We start from the raw sequence: 25,807 nt of genomic DNA, 5'->3' as shown, positions 1-25,807 counted from the left end.
AGCGAGATTTCTTGTCCTGCGGAACTTCTCGCGAACTGACAATAGGATCGGCAGCGTGACCGACCGAAACGTGCTTGGGGGGCCGCTCGAAGAGTGCGGCGCCGATCCTCTCACCGGCTTCTACCGGGATGGCTGCTGTAGTACCGGCCCGGAGGATCTCGGCAGCCACACCGTGTGCACCGTCGTGACGGCGGAATTCTTGGAGCATCAGGCCTCTATCGGCAACGACTTGTCCACGCCCCGTCCAGACAACAACTTCCCCGGCCTGCAACCCGGCGACAGATGGTGCGTAGTCGCCGTGCGCTGGCTACACGCCCACGAGGACGGCGTCGCCGCCCCGGTTGTGCTCGCCGCCACACATGAGAACGCCCTGGAGGTCATCTCCATGGACATCCTGCGCAAGTACGCCGTCGACGTCCCGGACGACGTCAGCGACCTGCTGTAACCGAAGCGGATCGGGCCGCGCGGCGGCGGTGCGCCTTCTGCCGGCAGGCGGCCGAGCAGTAGCGAGCGGGGCGGCCGGTCCGGGGGCGGTGGAGGTCGGCGGCGCAGATCGGGCAGCGCGGGGCCGCTGTTTCGTTACGTGGCTTGGTTTCGTTCTGCGAGTTGGGGTTCGTCGCGGGTTTCGTTACGGCGGGTGCGGCACGTAGTGCGTCCAGGACCAGGGCGGCGCCCCGGACGAGGCTCCGGTCGGGGCGTTGATGTCGTTGGATGGCAACGCAACCGGTGAAGATGTCGAGCACGTCGGCCAGGGTGACGTCGGCGCGGACCGCGCCGTGCCGCTGCGCGGCGTCGAGCAGGGTTTCCAGGGCGCGGTGGAAGCGGGCGCCCGCGCTCTGGATCAGCGCGCGCGGCCAGCCGTCATCGGATTGCACTATGTCGCAAAGGGCCTGATTGCCGGGGGTGGAGGCGATAACCTCGGTGCACACCGCGAAGAAGGCGGCGCCCGGGTCGGCGGTGTTCTGGTGTTCGGCGGCGAAGCGCGCCAACCGGTCGATGCGCTGCTGCATGACCGCTTCCAGCAGATCGGATTTCGTGGGGAAATGCCGGTAGACGGTGCCCGCGCCGACACCCGCCCGGCGGGCGATCTCCGCCAGGGACACCGAGATTCCGTGTTCGGCGAAAGCCTGCTGCGCGGCGGCCAGCACGAGGGCCCGGTTGCGCCGGGCATCGGTGCGAGAAGCGGGGCCGAGAGCCGGGGGTGCAGCGGGCATTTCGTTACGGCCTTCCGTTTTCACGCCTGGTCGAGCGGGGCAGGCCACCCGTATGGTCCGAAAGCGGGTCGCCCGACCCGATTGAATCTAGCACTCGCAGAAGCAGGCATCGAATGTCCTTCCCGCAGAATCCGATCCTCGTCACCGGCGCCACCGGCAAGCAGGGCGGCGCCACCGCGCACCGGCTGCTCGCCGGCGGGGCCGTCGTCCGCGCGCTGGTCCGGGACGAGAGCACCGCGGCCGCACAGGCTTTGGCGGCCGCCGGAGCCGAACTGGTCATCGGCGATTTCGATCGGCCCGACACGCTGGCGGCCGCCCTCACCGGCGTCCAGGCCGTCTTCCTCGTACCGCCCGCCGCCTATGAAGCGGGGGGCTGGGATGTCGAATTGGAAGCCGGACGCGGTGCACTCCTGGTGGACCTCGCCCGCGCGGCAGGCGTCGACCAGCTGGTCTTCACCGGTATCGCCTCGATGAGCGACGACGACAACTGGGGCACCGGCGGCAAGCGCCGCATCGAGCAGGCCGTGCTCACCAGCGGCCTGCGCTACACCATCCTGCGGCCGGTCCGCTTCATGGAGAACTATCTGCTGCAGGGGTTCCCGGTCGACGGCATCCACAACGGCGTGCACCGCCATCTGTTCCCTGCCGACCGCCCGTTGCAGATGATCGCGGTCGCCGACGTCGCCGAGTTCGCCGTCCTGGCCTTCGCTGATCCCGATCGTTTCCACGGCCTGATCCTCGAAATCGCCGGTGCGGCAATCCAGCCCACCGAGGCGGCGGCGCTGATCAGCGCGCACATCGGTCGACCGGTGCGTTACCAGGAGCTCACCGAAGCCGAGGCGGAGGCCATCGGCCCGGAGATCGCCGATGTCTGGCGCCGGAGCCGGCACACCGGCGGCTGGCACGCCGACATCCATGCGTTGCGCGCCGTGCATCCCGGGCTGATGTCGCTCGAATCCTGGCTCGCCGCAACCGGATCAGCGCAGCTGAAGGCCGTCCTGTCGAGCTGATCGCCCGAACCTGTCGGTGCCCCGTGCGACCATGCCAGTTTGGGCCCACGCGTTAGGAGTTCGGTGTGACAACGAGTTTCGAGGATATCGCCGCGGATTTCTTCCGCATCACCACGGAGGTCGTGTGGTGCACGATCACCACGGTCGACGGCAGCGGCCGCCCCCGGTCCCGGATCCTGCACCCGATCTGGGAGCAGGTCGACGGCCGCCCGGTCGGCTGGATCGTCACCGGCCGCACCCCGATCAAGGTGCGGCACCTGGCCGCCAATCCGGTGGTGGCGTTCTCGTATTGGAGCCCGGCGCAAAGCGTGGTGCAGGGTGAGGCGGGCACGAGCTGGGTGGACGATCTGGACACCAAGAAACACGTCTGGGATCTGTTCATGAACACACCCCCACCCCTGGGCTACGACCTCAGCCAGTTCGCGGCTCCCAGCCCGGAGAGCCCCGATTTCCACATCCTGCGCCTGGACCCTGATCGGGTGCAGATCCTCGACGGGGCCGACTTCGGCGTGAACTTCACGCCGAAGGTCGCGGTACTGAAACCCTGAACCGCACCGCGTCTACGCCTGCCGCCCGCGAAAGCCGCACCGGCACAACGACGGACAGGCGTAGATTCGGTGTCCAGTGATCAATACGGCAGTGAGGCCCCGGCAGTGGAAGATTTCCTGGCTGAGTACTGCGCCGCCTCGGCGGCGCGCGATTTCGACACCATGATGAAGGCGGTCGCCCAGGACGCGGTCCTGGTCTCGCCGCTGTCCGGGCGCGCGGTGTTCCGCGGCCACGACGATCTCCGCATCCTGCTCACCGCGATCTACTCGGCGCTGTCCGACGTCAGCTGGGAAGCCCCCATCGGCACCGGCGATCGCCGAGTCGTCCTCGGCCACGCCAAAATCGGACCCGTCCGCCTCACCGACGCCATGATCGTCGACCTGGACGTCGACGGCCGAATCCGCCGCTTCGCCCCGCACCTGCGCCCCTGGCTGGCCCTCACCCTCGTCGCCGTGCGCCTGTTCCCGGCCCTGCTCCGCCATCCCGCGGTGCTGCGCCGCTCGATGCAAACCCCTGACCCGGCCGTCTGGTCCGACTAGTTCGCTGCCGCGCCCACGAGGTTCTCGCCGCGCATGCGCTGGGAGATGACCTGGGTGATGCCGTCGCCGCGCATGCTGACGCCGTAGAGGGCGTCGGCGATTTCCATGGTCGGCTTCTGGTGGGTGATGACGATGAGCTGGCTTTTTTCGCGGAGCTGCTCGAAGAGGCCGATGAGGCGGCGCAGGTTGGTGTCGTCCAGGGCGGCTTCGACCTCGTCCATGACGTAGAACGGGGACGGGCGGGCGCGGAAGATGGCGACCAGCAGGGCGACCGCCGTCAGGGACTTCTCGCCGCCGGAGAGCAGCGAGAGGCGCTTGACCTTCTTACCTGGCGGGCGGGCCTCGACCTCGATGCCGGTGGTGAGCATGTCGGCGGGGTCGGTGAGGACGAGCCGGCCTTCGCCGCCGGGGAACAGTTTGGCGAAGACGCCGACGAATTCGCGTTCCACGTCCTCATAGGCCTCGGTGAAGACCTGCAAGATGCGGGCGTCGACTTCGGCGACCACGTCCAGCAGGTCCTTGCGGGCGTTCTTGACGTCTTCGAGCTGAGTGGACAGGAAGTTGTAGCGTTCCTCCAGCGCCGCGAACTCCTCCAGCGCAAGGGGATTCACCTTGCCGAGGGTGGCGAGGTCTTTCTCGGCGCGTTTGGCGCGGCGTTCCTGGGTGGCGCGGTCGTAGGGCATCGCGGTGGGCGCGGTGACCTGTTCGCCGCGTTCCCGGGCCTGGTCGTACTCCTGCCATTCCAGGTCGCTGGCGGGCAGCGGCACGTCCGGACCGTATTCCTCGATCAGGTCGGTGAGCGCGATGCCGAACTGCTCGGAGATATTGGCCTCGAGCTGTTCGATGCGCAGCGCCGCTTGGGCTTTGGCGACCTCGTCGCGGTGCACGGCATCGGTGAGCTGAGCCAGCTGCGTCGCGAGCGCGCGCACCCGTTCCTTGATCTGCTCGACCTGCGCGGCGGCTTCGGTGCGGCGGCGCACCAGTTCGTCGCGGCGGGTACTCGCCTCGGCGACAACCTTTTCCAGTTCGGCGGCGACCCGCGCGCCGGACGCGGCGACGGCCGCCGCCACCTCGGCGGCCTGCCGGCGGGCGGCGTGCGCGCGTTCGGCCCGGGCCCGGGCTTCGCGTTCCGCGCGGGCGGCGCGGCGCAGCGAATCCGCTTTGCCGCGGACCGATTCCGCGCGTTCCTCGGCGGTGCGCACGGCCAGGCGCGCTTCCACCTCCATCGAGCGTGCCTCGGCCAGCGCGGCGGCGGCTTCCTCACGGTCGCGGCCCGCGGATTCGGTGCCCGCCGAGGCCAGCTCGGAGTCGTCCTGCTCGATCTCGACGGCGCGCAGCCGGTCTTCCAATTCGGCCAGCGCCGTGAGGGATTCCTCGCGACCGGCTTCGGCGGCGGCGCGCTGCTCGGTGAGGCGATCGCTGTCCCCGGTCGCGGCGCGGGCGGCTTGACCGAGACGGCCGAGGCGGTCGTAGATCGTCATCAGCGCCTGGTCCGACTCGTGCAGGGCCAGCAGCGCCTGGTCGACGGCGTCCTTGCGGTCGGACTGTTCGTCCAGCGCACCCGACAGCGCCGCTTCCAGTTCCTCGGCGTGCCGCTGCGCCGCGATCAGATCGCTTCTGGCGGTGTCGATATCGGCTTGGATCTCCAGCTGACTGGGCGCGCGGTCGGAGCCGCCGAGGATCCAGCCGGTGCCGGTGAGGTCGCCGTCCCGGGTGACGACCCGCAGGTCCGGTCGAGCGCGCAGCAGTTCGGTTGCGGCGGAGAGGTTCTCGACGACCGCCACGCCCGCGGTCAAGGCCGCGATGGCGCCGCGCACCGAGTCGGGGCAGTCCACCACCTCGGCGAGCCAGCGCGCCGCACCCGGCAGCGCGCTCCCGGATGACGTCCCGGCCTGGTCCGCGCCGAAGACCAGCGCGACCCGGCCGCCGTCGGCCTCCTTCAGCGACCGCACCGCGGCGTGCGCGCTGGCGGCGCCGTCGGCGGCGACCGCGTCGGCCAGCGGACCCAGCGTCGCGGCCACGGCCGCTTCGAAGCCGCTGTGCACCCGCAACAGCCCGGACAGCGGCCCGAGCAAGCCCTGCGTCTGATTCTCCACCAGCCAGGCGGCGCCGTCCCGGCGCGCCAGCCCCATGCTCAGCGCTTCGATCCGCGCGCTCAACGAGGCGACCAGCTTGCCGGCGTCGCGGTCCTGTTCGCGCAGTTCCTTGACCCGCTGATCGGCCAGCTCCAACGCTTGCACCGCGTGCTCGTGCTGCGCGTCGAGTCCTTCCTCGCCGGCGTCGAGTTCCCCGAGTTCGCTCTGCACCGTGTCGAATTCGGCCTGCGCGGCTTCGCCGCGGTGCCGGGCCTCGGTGATCGCCACCGACAACCGCGCGATCTCGGCGTCCATCGACTGCGCCTTGGTGCGCAAGGTATCGACCTGCCCCGACAGCCGCGCCAAACCCTCCCTCCGGTCGGCGATCGCGCGCACCGCGGCCAGGTGCGCCTGCTCGGCGGCCTTCGCGGCGTACTCGCGTTCGGCCAGCGCGTCCCGCGCCGCCTCCAGGGTTTCGGTCGCGATCTCCACGGCCTCGCGCAGTTCGGCCTCCTCGGCCTCCACCCGCGCGGCTTCGGCTTCCAGCTGCTCGGGATCCCGGCCGGTGCCGACCTGCACCTCGGTGTCCAGATGGCGCGCGCGATCCCCCGCGATCCGGATCGTCGCGTTCACCCTTTCGGCCAGCGCCGACAGCTGGAACCAGATCTGCGCCGCCGCCTCCGCGCTCGGCGTCAGCCGGGACAGCTGGAATTCCTGCTGCGCCAGCACCGCGTTGGCGGCGTCGAGCTCGGACTGCACGGTGATGTGCTGTTCGCGCGCGTAGGCCTCTTTACTCTGCTGGCTCTCCAGTTCGCCCCGCCGCGTCACCAGATCGTCGGCGGCCAGGCGCAATCGGGCGTCCCGCAGGTCGGCCTGCACGGTCTGGGCCCGCCGCGCCACTTCAGCCTGCCGGCCCAGCGGCTTGAGCTGGCGGCGCAATTCGGTGGTCAGGTCGGTCAGGCGGGCCAGATTCGCCTGCATCGCGTCGAGTTTGCGTACCGCTTTCTCTTTGCGCTTGCGGTGCTTGAGCACGCCGGCGGCCTCTTCGACGAACGCGCGCCGGTCTTCCGGGCGCGACTCCAGGATCGCCGAGAGCTGCCCCTGGCCCACGATGACATGCATCTCCCGGCCGATGCCGGAGTCGCTGAGCAGTTCCTGCACGTCCATCAAACGGCAGCTGCTGCCGTTGATCTCGTATTCACCGGCGCCGTCGCGGAACATGCGCCGGGTGATCGACACCTCGGCGTAGTCGATGGGCAGCGCGCCGTCGGCGTTGTCGATGGTCAGGGTGACTTCGGCGCGCCCCAGCGGCGCGCGGCCGGACGTGCCCGCGAAGATGACGTCCTGCATCTTGCCGCCCCGCAACGCTTTCGCGCCCTGCTCGCCCATCACCCAGGTCAGGGCGTCGACGACATTCGATTTGCCGGAACCGTTCGGGCCGACCACGCAGGTGATCCCGGGTTCGAACCGCAAGGTCGTCGCGGACGCGAAGGACTTGAATCCCTTCAACGTCAGACTCTTCAAATGCAATTCGACGACCTTTCGGGAGTCGGCATGATCCGGGGCGGGCGACCAGCCATGATATCCACCCCGCGCCGACCGTCTGGTACGCGGGGAGCGCATCGGGGGTCCGGTGACGGCGACTGGCTCCAGCGTATCGAGTCCGCCCTGAAACAGGCATATTTCAGTGTGCCGAGGGTTTGCCGAAACTGGTCAGCTGAGCCGGTCAGATTCGATGCCAACCCGTGATCACCAAATCCCAGCACCGGACACCTGCGGCACATACCATCCACCCTGATTTGCCAGCGCACCGTCATTCGGGAGTATCCGCCGATGCCACCCCTTTTCGGGACCAGCACCAGCTACCGGCTCGCTCGGATCGCCGCGCTCGTCGTCGGAAGCCTGCTGTTCCTTTATGCCTGTGAACGCAGCCGGAGCACGATGTTTTCCGACGTGTGGGTGGAGATCCTGCTCGCGGCCGCCTTCGGCATGGCCGGAATCGGTGCGGCATGGTTCGAGATCATGATCGACGAGCGCTCCGCCCGGAACGGGAAGACCCGCGCCGAAGGCCTGCATTTCGACACCGGCGAGCGGATCATCCGGGGGCGGATCGCCCGCTCCGGCAACCTCGTCCTGCACGGCCGCGATCTGGATACCGACTACGAATGGTCCTGGACCTTCCGCCCCGCCGCCTTCCCCGCGATCCGCGCCGCGCTCGGCGACGACGGTGGTGACCTGCTGAAACTGCTGGAAAAGACCATCCCCCAGCTGGATCGGGACGGGCAGGCCGATCCGGGCGCGTGGTTACGCGCACAGGAGGTGCCCGCGACCTATCGGGAGAAGGGGGACAATCCCACCGAGGTCACGCGCGAGCTGCCGGTGCTGAAGCTGGGTCTGCCCAAGCCGGGCACGCGCGGCCGGAATGCGAGCGCGGAAGCGCCGCGGCAGCGTGCGGGGGCCGCGGAACGGCAGCGCAACGCACAGCCGGCGAGTGAGCGGTCGCGGCGGCGCCAGGTCGAATCGGAGCCGGAGCTCGAGGCCCCCGGCAGGCGCTCACGCTCGGCCGCCGAACAGCCCGCCGATCGTTCGCCACGAAAACGACCCTCCATTGATGAAGCTGCCCCGTCGCGGCGCGGGTCCCGGCCTCGGCGGGAGGAGCCGAATGTTCGCCGGGAGCAGCACATCCCGGATCTGCGTGAGGATTCGTCGCGGCGCAGCCGGCGTCCGCAGGCGGATCTTTCCGCGCAGCGCTCGCCCGATCGTTCGGCACTGAGCCGTCGGGAGCGCCCAGCCCGCAACGATTCCGATCGACCCGCGCGTTCCGCAGCTGATCGACCCGCACGTCCCGCAGCCGATCGGCCGACACGTTCCGCAGCCGACCGGCCGACACGTTCGGCTGCCGATCGGCCTGCACGTCCCGCGTCCGATCGCGCGCCACGCCGGGGGCAGGCTGTCACCGATCGGCCGGTTCAGGTCCCGCTCAACCGTCTGGACGCGCGATACGACTATGACGTCGAGTACGACGTGGAGTACGAAGACATCCCCCGTGCGGCTCCGTCACGTTCCCGGCACAGTCGCTGACGCCTGAGCGCCTTGCTCCCCGAGAGCCTCAGGCCGACAATGGGTTTCGCAGACCGCGCGGCGGCCACTCGACGCCTTCCCCTACCAGACGGCGTCGCCAGAGTTCGATCAGCGGCGTACCGATGATCGTGGGTCCGAGCCACGCGATCAGCTGACTCGGGCCGGTCAGCGGCCCGTCCTCCAGCGCGAAGCTCACCACGATCGTGGCGGTGATCAGCGCGATATAGGAGCCGCCCTGGCCATGCGCGTAGGCATGACTCCACCCCGTTCCGTACCGCGAAAGGGCCTGGCGGGCAAGGAGAGTGAGGCCCAGGGTAAGGGCGGAGACCGGGATCAGCCACCACAGGTCGTGGCGAACGGTCAGCACCAGCACGGTGGCCGAGGCGCAGATGACCACGACCGTCCCCACGTAGACGTAGCCGGTGCGTCGTCCCCGGCCGCGGCCGTCCAGCCACATCACCGCGGGCCCGAGCAGGAGGCCGAGCGTGCCGGAGACGATATGCACCAGCAGCATGGTGGGTCACCACCGATTTCGTGCGTGCCGGGCGATCAGTGCCGCACCGGGCGGCAGCTGCCGGATTCGAAACCGGTGAGCATGCGGAACGCCAGCACCGCACCCCACGGACCGATCACCCACACCGGCCAGAAGTAAGTGAGCTCGCCGACGCCCAGGGAGACGGCCGCCCAGATCCCCAGCACCAGGAGGCTGACCCCGAGCCAGGAGCCGGCCTCGATGCGCTGCCAGATCGGCACGCGCCCGCCGGTCTTCGCGAACCCGGCCGGGGTTTCCTTGGACAACTTGGGCAGATCGGAAAGCACCGAACTGAGGTCTTCACGTGTGGCGGTCGCATAGACCTGAGCCACTCGCTTGTCGTATTCGGCCAGGTCGAGCCGCCCGTCGGCCAGGTGGCGGCCGAGCAGGCGCACGACGGAATCGCGTTCGGCGTCGGAGGCGCGGGTTCCGGAGGTGATGTCCATGTCAGGTCCTTCGAGTCCATATTCCACATTGGAAGGTACCTCCAGAATGAACCCTCCACTATGGAATGTCAAGCGATTCCGGCCCGATCAGGTCCTGGTGTGGCAGCGCCGCGGCGTCACAGGTTGAAGCCGCCGCCGCAGACCAGGGTTTGGCCGCTGACGTAGTCGGCTTCGGGCAGGGTGAACAGGTAGACCGCGCCCGCGGCCTCGCGCGGGGTGCCGCCGCGGCCGAGCGGGATCATCTGCTCCATGGCGGTGATCAGGTGCGGGTTGACTCCGACCTTGATCTCCTTGCCCTCGATATCGATGGTGCTGCCGCCGGCCGGGGCATCGGTGAGGCGGGTCTTGATCATGCCGAACGCGACCGCGTTGACGGTGACGTTGTAGCGCCCCCACTCCTTGGCCATCGCCTTGGTCAGGCCGAGGACGCCCGCTTTCGCGGCGGAGTAGTTCGCCTGTCCCGCATTGCCGCCGGTCCCCGCCAGCGAGGAAATGTTGACCACCTTGCGGCACGGCACCGGCTCGCCGTTCGCCTTGGCCTGCTTGACCAGTCCGCTGATCACCGGCTGCGCGGCGCGCAGAATCCGGAACGGGGCCTTGAGATGTACGTCCAGAATCGCGTCCCACTGCTCGTCGGTCATCTTCTGGACCACCGAATCCCAGGTGTAGCCCGCGTTGTTGACAATGATGTCCAGACCGCCGAACTCGTCCACTGCGGTCTGCACGAACCGTTCGGCGAAGCCTTCCTCCGTCACGCTGCCGACGCACGAAACCGCCTGCCCGCCACCGGAATCGATCGCGGACAAGGTCTCCTTGGCGGGTTCGGCGTCGAGGTCGTTGACCACCACCCGCGCCCCTTCGAACGCCAGTTTCAGTGCGATCTCCCGGCCGATGCCCCGGCCGGAGCCGGAGACCAGAGCGACTTTGCCGTCGAGAGTTCCCATGAGCGCTTTCCTTTCACGACACCTGCGGTGATCACTCCATCTTGCGGCGCGCGACCGGGTCCCGCCGCGGGTCGCGCCCGATTCGTGTGACTTGCCGGCATGCGCACGGCAATATGGGACCGGTGCCGCCGTTGGCACGTTGATCGAGGAGGTTTGTTCGTGTCCGAGACCGTGCGCGGCGTCGTCGCCCGCAGCAAAGGCACCCCCGTCGAACTCGTCGATATCGTGATTCCGGATCCCGGCCCGCACGACGTCGTGGTGCGGGTACAGGCCTGCGGGGTGTGCCATACCGACCTGCATTATCGCGAGGGCGGCATCAACGACGAGTTCCCGTTCCTGCTCGGCCACGAGGCGGCGGGGATCGTGGAGACCGTGGGCAGCCAGGTCACCCACGTCGAAACCGGCGACTTCGTGGTGCTGAACTGGCGCGCGATCTGCGGTGAGTGCCGGGCGTGTAAGCGCGGGCGGCCCTGGTACTGCTTCGATTCCAGCAACGCCAGCCGGAAGATGACGCTCACCGACGGCACCGAACTCAGCCCGGCCCTGGGCATCGGCGCCTTCGCCGACAAGACCCTGGTGCACGAAAGGCAGTGCACCAAGGTCGATCCCGGCACCGACCCGGCCGTCGCCGGACTGCTCGGCTGTGGCGTGATGGCCGGGATCGGCGCGGCTGTGAACACCGGAAACGTCTCGCGCGGCGACACCGTAGCGGTCATCGGCTGCGGCGGCGTCGGCGACGCGGCCGTCGCGGGCGCCCGGCTGGCTGGGGCCCGCACCATCATCGCGATCGACCGCGATGCCCGGAAACTGGAGTGGGCCAAGGACTTCGGCGCCACCCATGTCATCGACGCGGCCAACGAGGACGTCGTCGAGAGGATCCAGGAGCTCACCGACGGCTTCGGCGCGGACGTCGTCATCGAGGCGGTCGGCCGCCCCGAGACCTGGAAGCAGGCTTTCTACGGCCGCGATCTCGCCGGCACCGTCGTCCTGGTCGGCGTCCCGACGCCGGACATGACCCTGGAGATGCCGCTGATCGACCTGTTCTCCCGCGGCGGCGCGCTGAAGTCCTCCTGGTACGGCGACTGCCTCCCGGAACGCGACTTCCCCCTGTTGATCGACCTCTACCGCCAGGGCCGTCTGCCGTTGGACCGCTTCGTCTCCGAGCGCATCACCATCGACGAGGTCGAGAAGGCTTTCCACGCCATGCACAGCGGCGAGGTACTGCGTTCGGTGGTGGTCCTGTGACCCGCGTGGACCGTGTGGTCACCTCCGGCACCTTCGCCCTGGACGGCGGCACCTGGGATGTCGACAACAACATCTGGCTGGTCGGCGACGACGAGCAGGTGCTCATCGTCGACGCGGCGCACGACACCGAGCCGATCGTCGACGCCGTCGGCGATCGGCAGGTCGTCGGGATCCTCTGCACCCACGCCCACAACGACCACATCACCGTCGCGCCGCAGCTGTCCCGCCACTTCGACGCGCCGATCTTCCTGCATCCCGCCGACGACGTCCTGTGGCGCATGACCCACCCCGATGTCGACTACACGTCGCTGGCCGACAAGCAGCGAATCACGGTGGCGGGCACCGACATCGACATTTTGCACACCCCAGGCCACTCCCCTGGCTCGGTCTCCCTGCACGCCCCGGACCTGGCGGCCCTGTTCACCGGCGACACCTTGTTCTCCGGCGGCCCCGGCGCCACCGGCCGCTCCTTTTCCGATTTCGGCACCATCATCGACTCGATCCGCGACCGGCTGCTCACGCTCCCGGCGGAAACCACCGTCCACACCGGACACGGCGACACCACCACCATCGGCGCCGAGAAGCCCGCCCTGTCCGACTGGCTCGCCAGGGGCCACTGACCCCTCACTCCGGCGGAGCGGGAATCCAGGCGCTGGTGCGGCGATGCCGGCCGAGCCCGACGAGATCGAATTCGTCGCGCCGGTCGGTAGCGCCGGTCAGGCCGAGGCGTTGCAGCGCGATGGAGATGGGACCGTGGCTGGGATAACCCGTCTCGTGGTACGTGACGACCCCGTCCTCCCAGATCGTGGCCGCCTGCACACCGAGACCGGCATGCATTTCCGACCACGCGTAGATCACCGGCCCGCGAATCGACCACTTGCGCAGCACTTCCTCGAACCGGCGATTCGGCGCCAGCAACACGCTCGCGATCTCGTCGGTGAGCGGAATCAGGGCAAAACCCGCCGCCAGCGCGACGACCGGGACACCATGCTCACGCCCGATCCCTTGTAGCAACGCCAATTCACCGATTACCGCGCTGAGTTCGTAGGCCACCGCAACTCCCGAGTCGCATACCCGTGGAGTACCAGGCTACGAGCTACCCGACCGCTCCGTCCGCTCTTTCACCGAGCCGCTGGCAGAATTCGATCATGGGAGACAGCTCGACGATAGAAGTGATGGCGCACCGCGAGAGCATCAACGCCGGGGACGATTTCGATGCGCCGCACTGGCATTCGGTCGAATTGCCCAGGGTAGGAACCTTCGCCGATCTGATCGCGCATCTCTGGGATATCCGATACGTGCCGGATACCAGTAGGTCGGATCCGGATATCTGGGCGCTCAGGGTCCGGCCGCACCTCGGCCGCTCGCTCCTGATCGCGGTCATGCGCGCCGTGCGCACGGAGGGCGGCGACGACATCGGGTGGGAAGTGGACCGGAACACGCCGCTGTCCGATCCGCAATTCCACACCGACGGCGGATACATCAGCGTCCATTTGTCCTCGGCCAGGAACCGGAACATTCGTGCGGCACTGGATTACGCTCGGCGCCACGACAGGTGAGACCGGTCCGCCAGGCGCACGCGGGCGACGAGCGCGCGGTGGTCCGCGCCGGGCAACGACACCGTTTCGACCGCTAGGGCACGGGCGTCGGCGAGGAGCAGGTGGTCGATGCCGATGACGGGCGGGTAGGGCTTGTCGGTGGGGTAGGTGACCAGGTGCCCGGCTCCGGACTGTTCGGCGGCGTCGTGGAAGCGCCCGGAAAGCAGTGCACGGAACTGGAAGTGGTCGAAGGTGGCGTTGAAGTCGCCGCCCGCGATGGCCGGGCGATCGGCGGGGGCGCGGTCAAGGATCGCGCGGAGGCGGGCGAGTTCGTCGGACCAGACCTCGGTGCCGTAAATGGGCGGGACCGGATGGAAGGCGTAGACGGTGACCGCGCCCGCGTCGGGAAGTGTTGCGGTGGCGGAGAGTTGGTTCAGGACGTAGCCGTCGTACTCGACGGTGTCGGTGAGGGGGTAGGCGCTCCAGATCCCGGTCCCGGTGGCGGTGCGGCCCGGGGAGACGTACCGGTGCGGCAGGAGCCGGTCCAGGCCGGCGCGGGTGAGGTCGTCGAGGGCGGCGGGGGTGAGTTCGTTGACGGTCAGGATGGTGACCTGACGGGTGTGGACCGCCTCGACCAGCGCGTGCGGGTCCGCGCCTTCGAACAGGAGGTTGGCCTGCATGACGGTCACCTCGGGACCGCCGTCCGCACCGGAGTCGCTGAGATACAGCGGTAACTGGGTCCACACCGCGACGGCGGTGACCACCACCGCCACCGCCGCGCCGATCCGCTTCCGCAACACGGTAAACGCCAGTGCCGCAACGAGTCCGGCACACATCAGGTACGGCGCGACCGACGCGGCGTAGACCAGCCAGCGCCAGGACGACCGGCTGAAGTGCAGCGCGATCCCGGCCGCGCCCAGCACGACAGCGCCCCAGGCCAGCAGTGCGGCGCCGGACCGGACCGGCGCCGATCTCAGGCGGGCGAGTGGCGAATCAGAAGACCGCGAAGGCAACTACCAGACCCAGAGCGAAATGCGCCGCCGCGACCGCGAGGGAGGCGGGGGTGAACGTCTCCGAGTGCAGCGCCTTGCCGATGTCGATGCCGATGGCGCGTTCCAGCACGCGCACCGAAAGCACCTGGGCGGCAATGCCGATGAGGCCGAACACCGTCGAGGCGATCAGCCCCTCCACCAGGTCGCCACCGGAGGTGTAAATGGCGACTACGACGATGAACGCCATGCTGATGATTCCGGCGGCGGTGACGACGACAGCATTGGGCTTGCCCGCGGCGACCAGGCCGCGCAGCCGGCCCGGAGTGGTGAGGTCGATGGCGTAGAAACCGATCAGCATCAGTGCCAGGCCGATGATGGCGTACAGGATGATGGCCCCGACGCCTTCGCCGAGCAGGCGCCAATAGTCCTGCTCGAGGGCAAGTGTGGTCATCGAAAGTCCTTCCGGGAACAGTTAAGTGGCGGGGATGCGGTGGGGGACGAAGGCGGCGCCGTCGTCGGTGATCAAGCCCGCGGTCTCGCGGATGCCGAGTCCGGCGGAGCTGCCCCCGACCATCCAGGCGCCGAGGACCGGGCGCATATCGTCGAATTCCGGTAGCGGGTCCAGCAATTGGTACACGAAGCCTTCGGCGCCGTACACCCCGCCGGTCGCGGTTTCCAGCCCCGCGCCGACGATCGTCATATTGGCGCCCTCGCGGCCGAGTTTCGGCTTGCGAATGTATTCGGTCAGCTCGTTGGGCTGATCGAGGTAGGCGGGCAACAGGTTCGGATGCCCGGGGTACATCTCCCACAGCACGGCAAGGATCGCCTTGTTGCTCAGCAGCGTCTTCCACAGCGGCTCGACCCACATGGTGGCGGGCAGGCTCGCGATCACCCGCTTGCCGAAGTCGTCGTCGAGCACCCACTCCCACGGGTACAGCTTGAAGATCGACTCGATCGGGGCCTCGGCCAGATCCACGAAACGATCCAGCTCCGTGTCGAATCCGACTTCCTCGATGGGCAGCGCGATGGTGTCGAACCCGGCTTCGGCGGCGGTCTCCTGCATGTAGGCCGTGGTGACGTTGTCCTCGCCGGAGGCGTCCGCCGAGGACCAGGCGAAGTGCAACTGCGCGGCGGGCAGCACGTCCCGCAACTCGGTCCACCGCTCGACGAGCTTCTCGTGCAACGAATTCCACTGATCGTCGCCGGGGTACTGCGTGGTCAGCCAGTGCCACTGGATGATCGCGGCCTCCAGCAGCGAGGTCGGCGTATCCGCGTTGTACTCCAGCAGTTTCGCGGGCCGCCGCGCGTCGTAGCGCAGATCGAACCGCCCGTACACGTAAGGGTCACCGCGCCGCCAGGATTCGGTGATCGGCTCCCAACTCCAGTCGGGCAGACCGAAATCCCGGAACCGCTCGGTCAGGATCACCTGCTCGACGGCGTTGAGGCACATCGAGTGCAGCAGTTCGACATCGGCTTCCAGCGCGAGGATCTCGTCCATGTCGAACTCGTAGTGCACCGACTCGTCCCAGTACGGCCGGGGCAGGCCGCTGGCGTCCCGGCCGGGCGCACCGTAGACGAGGCCCTGCTCCTCGATGATCTGCTGCCAGCCCGGCCGGGGCGTGCCGCGGACCCGCCGCATCAGGACCCCCCGCCCGAGCTCTTGCTGCCGAGTCCGCCGCGCTGCACGGTGGTGCCGCTCTTGGTTTTGATCTCCGCGCCTTTGGGTTTCACGGTGCTGCCGCCGACGGGCGTCTGCCCGATGGTCGGGGTGCCGCCGTAGTAGTAGCGGTACTGCGGCCAGCCGCCGAGGATGATCAGCCCGCCCAGTCCGCCGTGCCAGCCGTCGTTGTCGCTGAAGTTCTGTTTGCCGGGACCGCACTTGTCGTCGGGGACGACGACTTCCTTGCCGTTCTGATCGATCTGCACGCAGGACGCGGTCACCTGGTCGGGTTTGTTGACGGCCTTGTAGACCAGGTAACCGCCGCCGACCAGCCCGGCGACGCCGACGACCGCGACGCTGCCCATCAGCACTCGCTTGCGGGTCTTCTTCTTGGCGGCCTCGGCGGCTTCGGCGGCCCGGCGCTCCTGATCGGCCTTCTTGCGGGCCTTGTCCCGGGCCCGCGACTCGGCCACGGTCGGCGGGCGCGGCTGGGTGACGCCGGGTTCCTGGCGCTGGATGCTGCCGAACCGGGGTTCTTCGGGCGGCAGCGCGAGCTCGGGCCGCTGCGGCGGCGTCGCCTCGGGCTCTTCGGGCCGGTGCTCACCGTCGCCCGGGTGCTGCGTGCTCACCGATCCGCCTTCACTACCGCTCCTCGAATCCGGACATATCACCCCGCGCGGGGTCCCAGCTTTCCACAACCAGGGTCACACGGCCCGGCGTTTCACAGGAACGCAACAGGCCGAGCAGTTTCTCGCCGGCTGCGCGCGGTCCTTCCGCGATGACGTGCACGCGGCCGTCGCGCGCGTTGCGGGCGTACCCGGTCAGCCCGAGTTCCAGTGCGCGGGCGCGGGTCCACCAGCGGAACCCGACGCCCTGCACTGTGCCGTGCACCCACGCGCTCAGCCGCACCGCGTCCATCTAGGCGTCGACGTCGAAGTTCAGATTGACCTTGGTGCCCGCCTTCAGCGTCCGGCCGACGGTGCACGCCTTGTCGATGGCGCGCTGCACCGCGACCAGCAGCCGGTCCCGGGTGGCGTCGTCGAGCTCGCTGAGGTCGAGTTCGAACTGCTCGTCCAGCTGCGGGTAGACCTCGTTCTCCCGGTCCGCGTCGCCGGAGACACGGATGGTCGCGTCGAAGTTGTCGCCGAGGCGGCGGGCGAGCGTGAAGTCCGCGCTCAGGCCCGAGCAACCGGCCAGCGCGATCTTCAGCAGCTCACCCGGGGTGAACGCGCCCGGTACGCCCTGGCTCGCGATCAGCACTTCCGCGCCGCGCGAGCTGCGGCCGGTGTAGGCCCGGGTGCCTGTGCGTTCGACCCACAGGGTGGTCGGGGTTTCTTCAGCCATGGTCACGATCCTGCCATCTCGTCGCAGTCGTACAGTGCACGCGTGGCAACACCGGACTGAACTGACTCATTCCTATTCCTGAAACCGATACCCCATCCCGGCCTCGGTGAGCAAGTGCTTGGGATGGCCGGGATCGTCCTCGAGCTTGCGCCGCAGCTGGGCCAGATACACCCGCAGATAGTGGGTTTCGGTCGCATAGGCCGGACCCCACACCTCGCGCAGCAACTCCTTGCGCCCGACCAGCTTGCCGCGATTACGCACCAGCATTTCCAGCATCCCCCACTCGGTGGGCGTCAGATGCACGGCGGCGCCGTTCTTGGTGACCTTCTTCAAGGCCAGGTCGACGGTGAACGACGAGGTCTCGACCACGGGTTCATGCGTGCCCGGATCGCCCGCGCCCCGGCGCACCGCGGCCCGCAGCCGGGCCAGCAACTCGTCCATGCCGAACGGTTTGGTGACATAGTCGTCGGCGCCCGCGTCCAGCGCTTCGACCTTGTCGGCCGAGTCGGTGCGCGCCGACAACACGATCACCGGCGTCGAGGTCCAGCCGCGCAGACCGGCGAGCACGTCGATCCCGTCGATGTCGGGCAGGCCGAGATCGAGGATCACCACGTCGGGATGTTTGTCGGCGGCGATGCGCAGCGCCGCGGCGCCGGTGCCCGCGGTCAGCACCTCGTAGCCGCGCACCGACAGGTTGATCCGCAGCGCGCGCACGATCTGTGGTTCGTCATCGACGACGAGCACCTTGGTGGCCAGGGGACCGGCTTCATTGTTGGTCACGCGGTCCTCAACTTTCGTCGTCGTCATCGCCGCCCACCGGCAGATCCACCAGCATGGTCAAGCCGCCCCCGGGTGTCTGTTCGGCTTGCACAGTGCCGCCCATCGCCTCCACGAACCCCCGCACCACCGACAAGCCCAGGCCGACACCGGTGGTGTTGTCGCGGTCGCCGAGACGCTGGAAAGGTTCGAACAGTTGCTCTTCGGCGTTCTTGTCGACGCCCGGTCCGGTGTCGGCCACCGCGATCGATACCCGCTCCCCCTGTGCGTCGGCGGTCACCCGGACCGGCGAATCCCGCGGTGCGTGCCGCAGGGCGTTGTCGACCAGGTTGGCCAGCACCCGCTCCAGCAAGCCCGCGTCGGCCTGGACCGACAGCTCGCCGACCTCGATCTGAACCCGGTTCATCGCGGCTCGCCGCAGTCCGCGCGCACCCATCCCGACACTCACCAGCGCTCGATGGACCGCCTCGTCCAAATAGACCTGGCGCAGCTGTGGCGTCACCACGCCGACCGCCAGCCGGGACGAGTCGAGCAGGTTGCCGACCAAAGCCGTCAGCTGATCCACCGATTCCTCGATAGTTTCCAGCAATTCACCAGTGTCCTCGGCGGAGAACTCGATATCGTCGCTGCGCAGGCTCGACACCGCGGCCTTCGCCCCGGCCAGCGGAGTACGCAGATCGTGACTCACGGCCGAGAGCAGCGCCCGCCGCAACCGGTCGGCTTCGAGCAGCGCCGCCGCGGCGCCCGCTTCCTCGGCCAGCCGGGCCTGACGTACCAGGCCCGCCGCCTGGTTCGCGACAGCGCGCAACACCGGCCGGTCGGCGGCTTCGATCGGACGTCCGGCCAGCAGCAGCTGACTCGAGGCGTCCCCGGCCTCGACTGTGGTTTCGGCCTCGTCCGGCCGTTGCGGCGGTTCGTCTCCCACGGTGGCCAGCACCTTGCCGCCGCACCGCAGACTCACCGCGCGTTGACCATAGGTCTCGCGTACCTGCTCGAGCAGATGCGGTAGATCCGCACCGCCCAGGACCGCGCCGGCGAACATGGTGAGCAACTCGGCCTGCCGGGATGCCTTGCGCGCCTGCCGCGTTCGTTTGGTGGCCGTGTCCACCAGCGCGGCCACCGCGACCGCCACGATGAGCAGCACCACGACGGTGACGAAGTTGTCCGGTTCGGCCACCGCGAAGCTGTAGCGCGGCGGGGTGAAGAACCAATTCAGCAGCGCCCCGGACAGCAAGGCCGAGAACGCGGCCGGGAGGATGCCGCCCAGCAGCGCGACGCCGACCACACCGACGAAGAACAACGCGCTCAGCCCGCCGAGCTCCAAGTAGTTCGAGGTCACCAGCACACCGAGGCCGGCGATCGCGGCGGGAACGGCGACGGCCGCGAGCCAGGCCAGCACCGATTGGCGTGGGCGCCAGGCGAACCGGCGGGCACCGGCGTTGGCATGCTCATGGGTCACCATGTGCACATCGATCTTTCCGGACCGCTGCACCACGGTGGATCCGATGCCCTCATCGAAGATCCGGGCCCAGCGGGACCGTCGCGAAGTGCCCAGGACGAGTTGGGTGGCGTTCACTTCGCGCGCGAAGTCCAGCAGGGCGGTCGGCACGTCCGATCCGGTGACGGTGTGCAGGCTGGCGTCGAGGCTGGCGGCCAGTTCCCGCAAGCGGTGCAACCGTTCGGTCGAGACCCCCGCCAGGCCATCGCCGCGCACGACATGCAGGACCACCAGATCCGCGCTGGATTTCGTCGCGATCCGGCCGGCGCGGCGCACCACCGTCTCCGATTCCGGCCCACCGGTGACCGCGACGACCACGCGTTCGCGCGCCTCCCACACTTCGGTGATCTTGTGGTCGGCGCGGTATTTGGCCAGCGCGGCATCGACCTGATCGGCCAGCCACAACAGCGCCAATTCCCGCAGCGCGGTGAGGTTTCCGGGCCGGAAGTAGTTGCGCAGCGCCGCGTCGACCTTGTCGGCCTTATAGACATTTCCGTGGGACATCCTGCGCCGCAACGCTTCCGGCGTGATATCGACGAGTTCGACCTGTTGCGCACCGCGGACCACCGCGTCCGGCACGGTCTCCTGCTGCTTGATACCGGTGATCTGCTCGACCACGTCGTTGAGACTCTCCAGATGCTGCACGTTCACCGTGGAGATCACATCGATGCCGGCCTCGAGCAGGTCCGCGATGTCCTGCCAGCGCTTTTCGTACTTGCTGCCCGGTGCGTTGGTGTGCGCGAGCTCGTCCACCAGCACCACATCGGGCCGGCGCGCCAGCACCGCCTCGACATTCAGTTCGGGCAGTTCGGTACCGCGGTAGGCCACCATTATCGGCGGGATCCGCTCGATGCCCTCGAGCGCCTCGGCGGTCTTGGTCCGGCCGTGCGTCTCGACCACCGCGGCCACCACGTCCGCACCGCGTTCCAGGCGCCGATGGGCCTCGCCGAGCATGGCGTAGGTCTTCCCGACTCCCGGAGCCGCACCGAGGTAGATCCGTAGCTGGCCGCGTTTCACCGGTCCATCATCGCGCGTCCGGGCGTGGCGGATCGCCAGCGCGTCACCGTGCGTGTGTCCTCCTGGCGAGCTCCCAGGAAACGAATGGCCAGCAAGCCACAGATGAATCCCACGATCAGCAGCACTGCGACAGCCGACATAACGAACCTTCCCGCAACCATCCGACGCCCGGGTGCATTGGTGCAGTCCGGCCTCCCATTTCTTACCTGCCGGAAAACGGGATGATCAGCATCTTTACGGTGTGTTGACGCTTGCGCGGCCGACCTTGACGGCATCCTTTCGATCAGCCCGCCGCCCGCCGTAAACAAAGCGTAAATGCGCGAGTTCGCGGCGCTAAGGACCCGTAAGAACCGGCCGTTCGACGCCATTCGGCAGCTTGACTCACCCATGCGCACCCCACATCCGGAGTGCGAACGGAGGTTAGGAATTCATGTCTGTCGTGGTGTTCACGGTCCTCACCGTGGCGATTTTCGCGCTGCTGGGCTTGATCCAGCGCGGAGTGGAGAAGCTGTGATCGCGAATCTGATCGGTCTGATTCTGGCCGTCGGCATCGCCGTCTACATGGTCGCGGCACTGCTCTTCCCGGAGAGGTTCTGAGTGAATACGACAACAGCCGGGATCGTTTTCCTGGTGGCCCTGATTCTCGCGCTCGCGCTGGTCCATGTGCCGCTGGGGGACTACATGTACCGGGTCTACAACAGCAGCAAGCATTCTCGCGTCGAGAAGGTCGTCTACAAGCTCGTCGGCGTACAGCCCGGCGTCGAGATGACCTGGGCGGTGTACGCCCGCAGCGTGCTCGCGTTCTCCGCGGTCGGCATCCTGTTCCTGTTCTTCTTCCAACTGGTACAGGGCTGGCTTCCGCTGCACCTGCAGGATCCGGCCACCGAGCTGACCCCCGCCCTGGCCTGGAACACCGCGGTCAGTTTCGTCACCAACACGAACTGGCAGAACTACAGCGGTGAATCCACGCTCGGCCACCTGGTGCAGATGGCCGGTCTCGCGGTGCAGAACTTCGTTTCCGCGGCCGTCGGCATGGCGGTGGCGATCGCGCTGGTGCGTGGCTTCGCACGCCGCAACACCAGCGAACTCGGCAACTTCTGGGTGGACCTGGTGCGGGGTACCGTGCGCATCCTGCTGCCGATCGCGTTCGTGGCCGCGGTGGTGCTCGTCGCCGGTGGCGCCGTACAGAACTTCATGCTCAACGATCAGGTCGTCGAGACGATCAGCGGCGGCACCCAGACGCTGCCCGGCGGGCCGGTCGCCAGCCAGGAAGTCATCAAGGAACTCGGTACCAACGGCGGCGGCTTCTACAACGTGAACTCCGCGCACCCGTTCGAGAACCCGAACTCCTGGACGAACTGGCTGGAAATCTTTCTGCTGCTGGTGATCGCGTTCTCGCTGCCGCGGACCTTCGGTCGCATGGTGGGCAGCAAGAAACAGGGCTTCGCGATCGTCTCCGTGATGGGCACCATCGCGCTGATCAGCACCTCGCTGACCATGTACTTCCAGCTGCGTGGCCACGGCACCGTCCCGACCGCGATCGGCGCGGCGGCCGAAGGGGTGGAAACCCGTTTCGGCGTGGCCAACTCGGCCGTCTTCGGCGCGGCGACGACGCTCACCTCGACCGGCGCGGTGGATTCGTTCCACGACTCCTACACCAGCCTCGGCGGCCTGATGCTGATGTTCAATATGCAGCTCGGCGAGGTCGCGCCCGGCGGCGTCGGCTCCGGCTTGTACGGCATGCTGATCCTCGCCGTGATCACGGTGTTCGTGGCCGGCTTGATGGTCGGACGCACACCGGAGTACCTGGGCAAGAAGATCACCCCGCGCGAAATCAAGCTCGCCGCGACCTACTTCCTGATCAGCCCGCTGATCGTGCTGGTGGGAACCGCGATCGCCATGGCCTTGCCCGGTCAGCGGGCGTCGATGCTCAACAGCGGCCCGCACGGACTCTCGGAAGTGCTGTACGCGTTCACCTCAGCGGCCAACAACAACGGGTCGGCCTTCGCGGGGCTCACCGGCAACACCGAGTGGTACAACACCGCGCTCGGTCTGGCGATGGTCTTCGGCCGGTTCCTGCCCATGATCTTCGTGCTCGCCCTGGCCGGTTCGCTGGCCCGGCAGGGTCACACCCCGGAGTCGATCGGCACGCTGCCCACGCACCGGCCGCAGTTCGTCGGCTTGGTCGTCGGCGTCACGTTCATCCTGGTCGCGCTCACCTTCCTGCCCGCGCTCGCGCTCGGGCCGCTCGCCGAGGGAATCCACTGAAATGTCCAGTCCCACAGTAGAAAAGCCCAACGAAACCCGCGCCGCGGCGAAGCCGAAGGACAAGGGCCCGCGCGGCGGCGTCTTCGATCCGAAGCAGATGCTGAAGTCGCTGCCCGAGGCCGTGCGCAAACTCGATCCGCGCACCATGTGGCGCAATCCGGTGATGCTCATCGTCGAGATCGGCGCGATCTGGTCGACCCTGCTCGCTTTGGTGGATCCGTCGTTCTTCGCCTGGGCGATCGTGGTGTGGCTGTGGCTCACCGTGATCTTCGCCAACCTGGCCGAAGCGGTCGCGGAGGGACGCGGCAAGGCCCAGGCCGACACCCTGCGCAAAGCCAAGACCGACACCATGGCCCGGCGACTGGTCAACTGGTCGCCCGGTGCCCGGATCCTCGAGGAGCAGGTCGGAGCACCCGAGCTGCAGCGCGGTGACTACGTGGTGGTCGAAGCCGGGCAGATCATTCCCGGCGACGGCGACGTCGTGGAAGGCATCGCCTCCGTGGACGAATCGGCCATCACCGGTGAATCCGCCCCCGTCATCCGGGAATCCGGCGGCGACCGTTCCGCCGTGACCGGCGGCACCACGGTGCTCTCGGACCGGATCGTCGTGCGGATCACCCAGGAACCCGGCGCCAGCTTCATCGACAAGATGATCGCGCTCGTCGAGGGGGCGTCCCGGCAGAAGACGCCGAACGAGATCGCGCTCAACATCCTGCTCGCCTCGCTGACGATCATCTTCGTCTTCGCGGTGGCCACCCTGCAGCCCCTGGCGATCTTCTCCAAGGGCAACAATCCGGGCGTCGCCGACACCTTGGCGCTCGACGGCAACGGCATCACCGGCATCGTGCTGGTCGCACTGCTGGTCTGCCTGATCCCCACCACCATCGGCGCGCTGCTCTCCGCCATCGGCATCGCCGGCATGGACCGGCTGGTGCAGCGCAACGTCCTGGCCATGTCCGGCCGGGCGGTCGAAGCCGCGGGTGACGTCAACACCCTGCTGCTGGACAAGACCGGCACCATCACCCTCGGCAACCGGCAGGCGTCGGAATTCGTTCCGGTCCCCGGTGTCACGGTCGACGAGCTGGCCGATGCGGCACAGCTCTCCAGCCTCGCCGACGAAACCCCCGAAGGCCGCTCCATCGTGGTCTACGCCAAACAGGCGCACGGACTGCGGGAACGCTCCGCCGGCTCGTTGAACCACGCGACCTGGGTGGAATTCACCGCCCAGACCCGTATGTCGGGGGTGGACGTGGACAATCGTCAGCTGCGCAAAGGCGCGGCCAGCGCGGTCACGGAGTGGGTTCGCAGCGAGGGCGGCACCGTCCCAGCCGAACTCGGCGCGGCCGTGGACGGCATCTCCGCCAGCGGCGGTACGCCGCTGGTCGTGGGCCAGGTGCTCGACGGCAAAGCACAGGTCCTGGGCGTCATCCATCTCAAGGACGTCGTCAAGCAGGGCATGCGCGAACGCTTCGACGAGATGCGCCGCATGGGTATTCGCACCGTGATGATCACCGGCGACAACCCGTTGACGGCCAAGGCGATCGCCGACGAAGCGGGCGTCGACGACTTCCTCGCGGAGGCGACGCCGGAGGACAAGCTCGCGCTGATCAAGAAGGAACAGGATGGGGGCCGCTTGGTCGCCATGACCGGTGACGGCACCAACGACGCGCCCGCGCTCGCGCAGGCCGACGTGGGCGTCGCCATGAACACCGGCACGTCGGCCGCGAAAGAGGCCGGCAACATGGTCGACCTCGACTCCGATCCGACCAAGCTGATCGAAATCGTGGAGATCGGTAAGCAGCTGCTCATCACGCGCGGCGCGCTGACCACTTTCTCCATCGCCAACGACATCGCCAAGTACTTCGCGATCATCCCCGCGCTGTTCCTGGGGCTGTTCCCGGGGCTGGGCCTGCTCAATGTGATGCGGCTGGCCAGCCCGCAGTCGGCGATCCTGTCCGCGGTGATCTTCAACGCGATCATCATCGTCGCGCTGATCCCGCTGGCGCTGCGCGGTGTCCAGTACAAACCGGCCAACGCCTCGAAACTGTTGAGCCGCAACATGACCATCTACGGTCTGGGCGGCATCGTCGCGCCGTTCCTCGGTATCAAGCTCATCGACCTCGTAATCCAACACCTCCCCGGGATGTCCTGAAATGCGCATGTCAACTTGGATTCGGCAGCACCTGGCCGCACTGCGTGCGCTACTCGTGCTGACCGTGCTGACCGGAATCGTGTATCCCCTGGCGGTTTTCGGTGTCGCCCAGATCCCCGGCCTACACGACAAGGCCGACGGGTCACTGGTGCGAGTCGACGGAAAGGTGGTGGGCTCCAGCCTGATCGGGCAGAGCTTCACCGACGCCGACGGCAATGCGCTGGTGCAGTATTTCCAGAGTCGGCCCTCGGCCGCCGGCGATGGCTACGACCCGCTGTCCACCTCGGCCTCCAACCTCGGCCCCGAGGACATCGTGGACAGCATGGGCACCGGCGAGGACGGGCAACCGGAGCTCGAGGCCAGTCTGCTGACCACGGTGTGCGCTCGAGGCAAGGCGATCGCCGACCGTGAGGGGGTCGATGGCGCCCGCCCGTTCTGCACCAAAGACGGTGTCGGCGCGGTACTTTCGGTGCTCGGTCCGCGTGCGGCCGATGGCGAGGTCGATCATCCCACCAAGGTGGTGAGTGTCAACGAGTTCTGCTCGGTGACCGCACAGCCCTTCCTTGCCACCTACAAGAACACCCCCGTGGTCTGCAACGACGGCGCGGACTTCTCGACCGGCCGGATCATCCCGATCTACGGCGCTGCCCCCGCCGATCCGGCCGTGCCCGCCGACGCGGTCACCGCCAGCGGCAGTGGCCTGGACCCGCACATCTCCCCCGAATACGCCGCCATCCAGGTGCCGCGGATCGCCCAGGCCCGCGGCATCAGCGCGGACCAGGTGCGGGAGATGGTCGCGGCGCACACCAAGGGCCGCACCCTCGGTTTCCTCGGTGAGCCGCGGGTGAACGTGCTCCAGCTGAACATGGACCTGGACAGCCGGTACCCCTTCAAGAGCTGATCCGAAACCGCCTGTGGCCGGTGAC

General features: G+C 68.2%; 27 protein-coding genes. 12 read left to right on the top strand and 15 right to left on the bottom strand.

The features are described 5' to 3' along the window. Nucleotides 1-55 precede the first annotated feature (55 nt). Entirely contained in the window at nt 56-445 is a 390-nt protein-coding gene (locus AB0M14_RS11375; RefSeq protein ID WP_194814653.1) for a DUF2237 domain-containing protein, read from the top strand. On the opposite strand, the gene AB0M14_RS11370 is transcribed toward AB0M14_RS11375, so the two are convergent. Next, a complete protein-coding gene (locus AB0M14_RS11370; RefSeq protein WP_364992396.1) occupies nt 429-1,214 on the bottom strand; it encodes a helix-turn-helix domain-containing protein in 786 nt (261 codons plus the stop codon). The genes AB0M14_RS11375 and AB0M14_RS11370 overlap by 17 nt on opposite strands. Nucleotides 1,215-1,327: 113 nt before the next feature. Between AB0M14_RS11370 and AB0M14_RS11365 the strand changes: the two genes are divergently transcribed. The 3 genes from AB0M14_RS11365 (at nt 1,328) to AB0M14_RS11355 (ending at nt 3,312) form a co-directional block, all read left to right on the top strand. Next, nucleotides 1,328-2,224 carry an NmrA family NAD(P)-binding protein gene (locus AB0M14_RS11365; protein ID WP_364992393.1) on the top strand — a complete coding sequence of 299 codons (897 nt, stop codon included), beginning with the start codon at nt 1,328-1,330 and terminating at the stop codon, nt 2,222-2,224. 65 nt (nt 2,225-2,289) lie between these two features. After that, nucleotides 2,290-2,772, top strand: a complete 483-nt coding sequence (locus tag AB0M14_RS11360; protein WP_364992390.1) for a pyridoxamine 5'-phosphate oxidase family protein — start codon at nt 2,290-2,292, stop codon at nt 2,770-2,772. 69 nt (nt 2,773-2,841) lie between these two features. Continuing rightward, on the top strand, nt 2,842-3,312 hold the full coding sequence (locus AB0M14_RS11355) for a nuclear transport factor 2 family protein (protein ID WP_364992387.1): 471 nt from the start codon (nt 2,842-2,844) through the stop codon (nt 3,310-3,312). On the opposite strand, the gene smc is transcribed toward AB0M14_RS11355, so the two are convergent. Then, complete coding sequence (gene smc, locus AB0M14_RS11350; RefSeq protein ID WP_364992383.1) at nt 3,309-6,917, bottom strand: chromosome segregation protein SMC; 3,609 nt, start codon at nt 6,915-6,917, stop codon at nt 3,309-3,311. The two genes, AB0M14_RS11355 and smc, sit on opposite strands and share 4 nt — an antisense overlap. 303 nt (nt 6,918-7,220) lie before the next feature. Here smc and AB0M14_RS11345 point away from each other — a divergent pair, with 303 nt between their 5' ends. Beyond that, a complete protein-coding gene (locus tag AB0M14_RS11345; protein WP_364992380.1) occupies nt 7,221-8,468 on the top strand; it encodes a hypothetical protein in 1,248 nt (415 codons plus the stop codon). A gap of 28 nt (nt 8,469-8,496) precedes the next feature. Here the strand turns inward: AB0M14_RS11345 and AB0M14_RS11340 are convergent, their stop codons facing one another. The 3 genes from AB0M14_RS11340 to AB0M14_RS11330 all read right to left on the bottom strand — a co-directional run bounded on the left by AB0M14_RS11340 (nt 8,497) and on the right by AB0M14_RS11330 (nt 10,390). Next, nucleotides 8,497-8,982, bottom strand: coding sequence for a hypothetical protein (locus AB0M14_RS11340; protein WP_364992378.1), 486 nt, complete (start codon nt 8,980-8,982; stop codon nt 8,497-8,499). Nucleotides 8,983-9,017: 35 nt separating this feature from the next. After that, the gene (locus AB0M14_RS11335; protein WP_364992375.1) at nt 9,018-9,446 is read right to left on the bottom strand and encodes a DUF1707 domain-containing protein; all 429 of its coding nucleotides are present in this window, start codon (nt 9,444-9,446) and stop codon (nt 9,018-9,020) included. A gap of 116 nt (nt 9,447-9,562) precedes the next feature. Further along, nucleotides 9,563-10,390, bottom strand: a complete 828-nt coding sequence (locus tag AB0M14_RS11330) for an SDR family oxidoreductase (RefSeq protein ID WP_364992373.1) — start codon at nt 10,388-10,390, stop codon at nt 9,563-9,565. 159 nt (nt 10,391-10,549) lie between these two features. On the opposite strand from AB0M14_RS11330, the gene AB0M14_RS11325 reads away from it, so the two are divergent. Together AB0M14_RS11325 and AB0M14_RS11320 are read left to right on the top strand one after the other, a co-directional pair. Next, nucleotides 10,550-11,635, top strand: a complete 1,086-nt coding sequence (locus tag AB0M14_RS11325; protein WP_364992370.1) for an S-(hydroxymethyl)mycothiol dehydrogenase — start codon at nt 10,550-10,552, stop codon at nt 11,633-11,635. Further along, nucleotides 11,632-12,255, top strand: a complete 624-nt coding sequence (locus AB0M14_RS11320) for an MBL fold metallo-hydrolase (RefSeq protein WP_364992368.1) — start codon at nt 11,632-11,634, stop codon at nt 12,253-12,255. Before AB0M14_RS11325 ends, AB0M14_RS11320 begins: the two co-directional genes overlap by 4 nt. Before the next feature lie 4 nt (nt 12,256-12,259). Here AB0M14_RS11320 and AB0M14_RS11315 read toward each other — a convergent pair whose 3' ends face one another. Next, the gene (locus tag AB0M14_RS11315; RefSeq protein WP_364992366.1) at nt 12,260-12,688 is read right to left on the bottom strand and encodes a hypothetical protein; all 429 of its coding nucleotides are present in this window, start codon (nt 12,686-12,688) and stop codon (nt 12,260-12,262) included. A gap of 95 nt (nt 12,689-12,783) precedes the next feature. On the opposite strand from AB0M14_RS11315, the gene AB0M14_RS11310 reads away from it, so the two are divergent. Continuing rightward, complete coding sequence (locus AB0M14_RS11310) at nt 12,784-13,194, top strand: hypothetical protein (RefSeq protein WP_364992363.1); 411 nt, start codon at nt 12,784-12,786, stop codon at nt 13,192-13,194. Here AB0M14_RS11310 and AB0M14_RS11305 read toward each other — a convergent pair. From AB0M14_RS11305 to AB0M14_RS11265, 9 genes are all read right to left on the bottom strand, one after another. Further along, entirely contained in the window at nt 13,170-14,186 is a 1,017-nt protein-coding gene (locus AB0M14_RS11305; protein WP_364992361.1) for an endonuclease/exonuclease/phosphatase family protein, read from the bottom strand. The genes AB0M14_RS11310 and AB0M14_RS11305 overlap by 25 nt on opposite strands. Beyond that, nucleotides 14,167-14,616, bottom strand: a complete 450-nt coding sequence (locus AB0M14_RS11300) for a DUF350 domain-containing protein (RefSeq protein WP_364992358.1) — start codon at nt 14,614-14,616, stop codon at nt 14,167-14,169. Before AB0M14_RS11300 ends, AB0M14_RS11305 begins: the two co-directional genes overlap by 20 nt. A 21-nt stretch (nt 14,617-14,637) precedes the next feature. Then, nucleotides 14,638-15,804 (bottom strand): glutathionylspermidine synthase family protein, encoded by a 1,167-nt coding sequence (locus tag AB0M14_RS11295; RefSeq protein ID WP_364992355.1) that lies wholly within the window; start codon nt 15,802-15,804, stop codon nt 14,638-14,640. After that, nucleotides 15,804-16,454 carry a hypothetical protein gene (locus AB0M14_RS11290; RefSeq protein WP_364992352.1) on the bottom strand — a complete coding sequence of 217 codons (651 nt, stop codon included), beginning with the start codon at nt 16,452-16,454 and terminating at the stop codon, nt 15,804-15,806. Before AB0M14_RS11290 ends, AB0M14_RS11295 begins: the two co-directional genes overlap by 1 nt. A 13-nt stretch (nt 16,455-16,467) precedes the next feature. Beyond that, nucleotides 16,468-16,743: an acylphosphatase gene (locus tag AB0M14_RS11285; RefSeq protein ID WP_364992349.1), complete on the bottom strand. Its 276-nt coding sequence runs from the start codon at nt 16,741-16,743 to the stop codon at nt 16,468-16,470. Next, complete coding sequence (locus AB0M14_RS11280; protein WP_364992346.1) at nt 16,744-17,169, bottom strand: OsmC family protein; 426 nt, start codon at nt 17,167-17,169, stop codon at nt 16,744-16,746. 72 nt (nt 17,170-17,241) lie between these two features. After that, complete coding sequence (locus AB0M14_RS11275) at nt 17,242-17,949, bottom strand: response regulator (protein WP_364992342.1); 708 nt, start codon at nt 17,947-17,949, stop codon at nt 17,242-17,244. 7 nt (nt 17,950-17,956) lie between these two features. Continuing rightward, nucleotides 17,957-20,461 (bottom strand): sensor histidine kinase KdpD, encoded by a 2,505-nt coding sequence (locus AB0M14_RS11270; protein ID WP_364992339.1) that lies wholly within the window; start codon nt 20,459-20,461, stop codon nt 17,957-17,959. Next, nucleotides 20,458-20,601 carry a hypothetical protein gene (locus AB0M14_RS11265; protein ID WP_364992337.1) on the bottom strand — a complete coding sequence of 48 codons (144 nt, stop codon included), beginning with the start codon at nt 20,599-20,601 and terminating at the stop codon, nt 20,458-20,460. The genes AB0M14_RS11270 and AB0M14_RS11265 overlap by 4 nt, the downstream gene beginning before the upstream one ends. A 175-nt stretch (nt 20,602-20,776) precedes the next feature. Here AB0M14_RS11265 and AB0M14_RS11260 point away from each other — a divergent pair, with 175 nt between their 5' ends. The 4 genes from AB0M14_RS11260 to AB0M14_RS11245 are packed head-to-tail and all read left to right on the top strand — an operon-like array spanning nt 20,777 to nt 25,782. Next, nucleotides 20,777-21,058 (top strand): potassium-transporting ATPase subunit F, encoded by a 282-nt coding sequence (locus AB0M14_RS11260; RefSeq protein ID WP_364992334.1) that lies wholly within the window; start codon nt 20,777-20,779, stop codon nt 21,056-21,058. Beyond that, entirely contained in the window at nt 21,059-22,729 is a 1,671-nt protein-coding gene (gene kdpA / locus AB0M14_RS11255; RefSeq protein ID WP_364992331.1) for a potassium-transporting ATPase subunit KdpA, read from the top strand. It begins immediately after the preceding gene. Nucleotide 22,730: 1 nt separating this feature from the next. After that, a complete protein-coding gene (kdpB, locus tag AB0M14_RS11250; protein WP_364992327.1) occupies nt 22,731-24,881 on the top strand; it encodes a potassium-transporting ATPase subunit KdpB in 2,151 nt (716 codons plus the stop codon). A gap of 1 nt (nt 24,882) precedes the next feature. Then, nucleotides 24,883-25,782, top strand: a complete 900-nt coding sequence (locus AB0M14_RS11245) for a potassium-transporting ATPase subunit C (RefSeq protein WP_364992324.1) — start codon at nt 24,883-24,885, stop codon at nt 25,780-25,782. The last annotated feature ends 25 nt before the right edge of the window (nt 25,783-25,807 follow it).

Source organism: Nocardia sp. NPDC051832, assembly GCF_040681285.1.
Lineage (GTDB): Bacteria > Actinomycetota > Actinomycetes > Mycobacteriales > Mycobacteriaceae > Nocardia.
The sequence above is the reverse complement of the archived record's forward strand: the minus strand, read 5'-3'. Positions and strand labels throughout refer to the sequence as shown.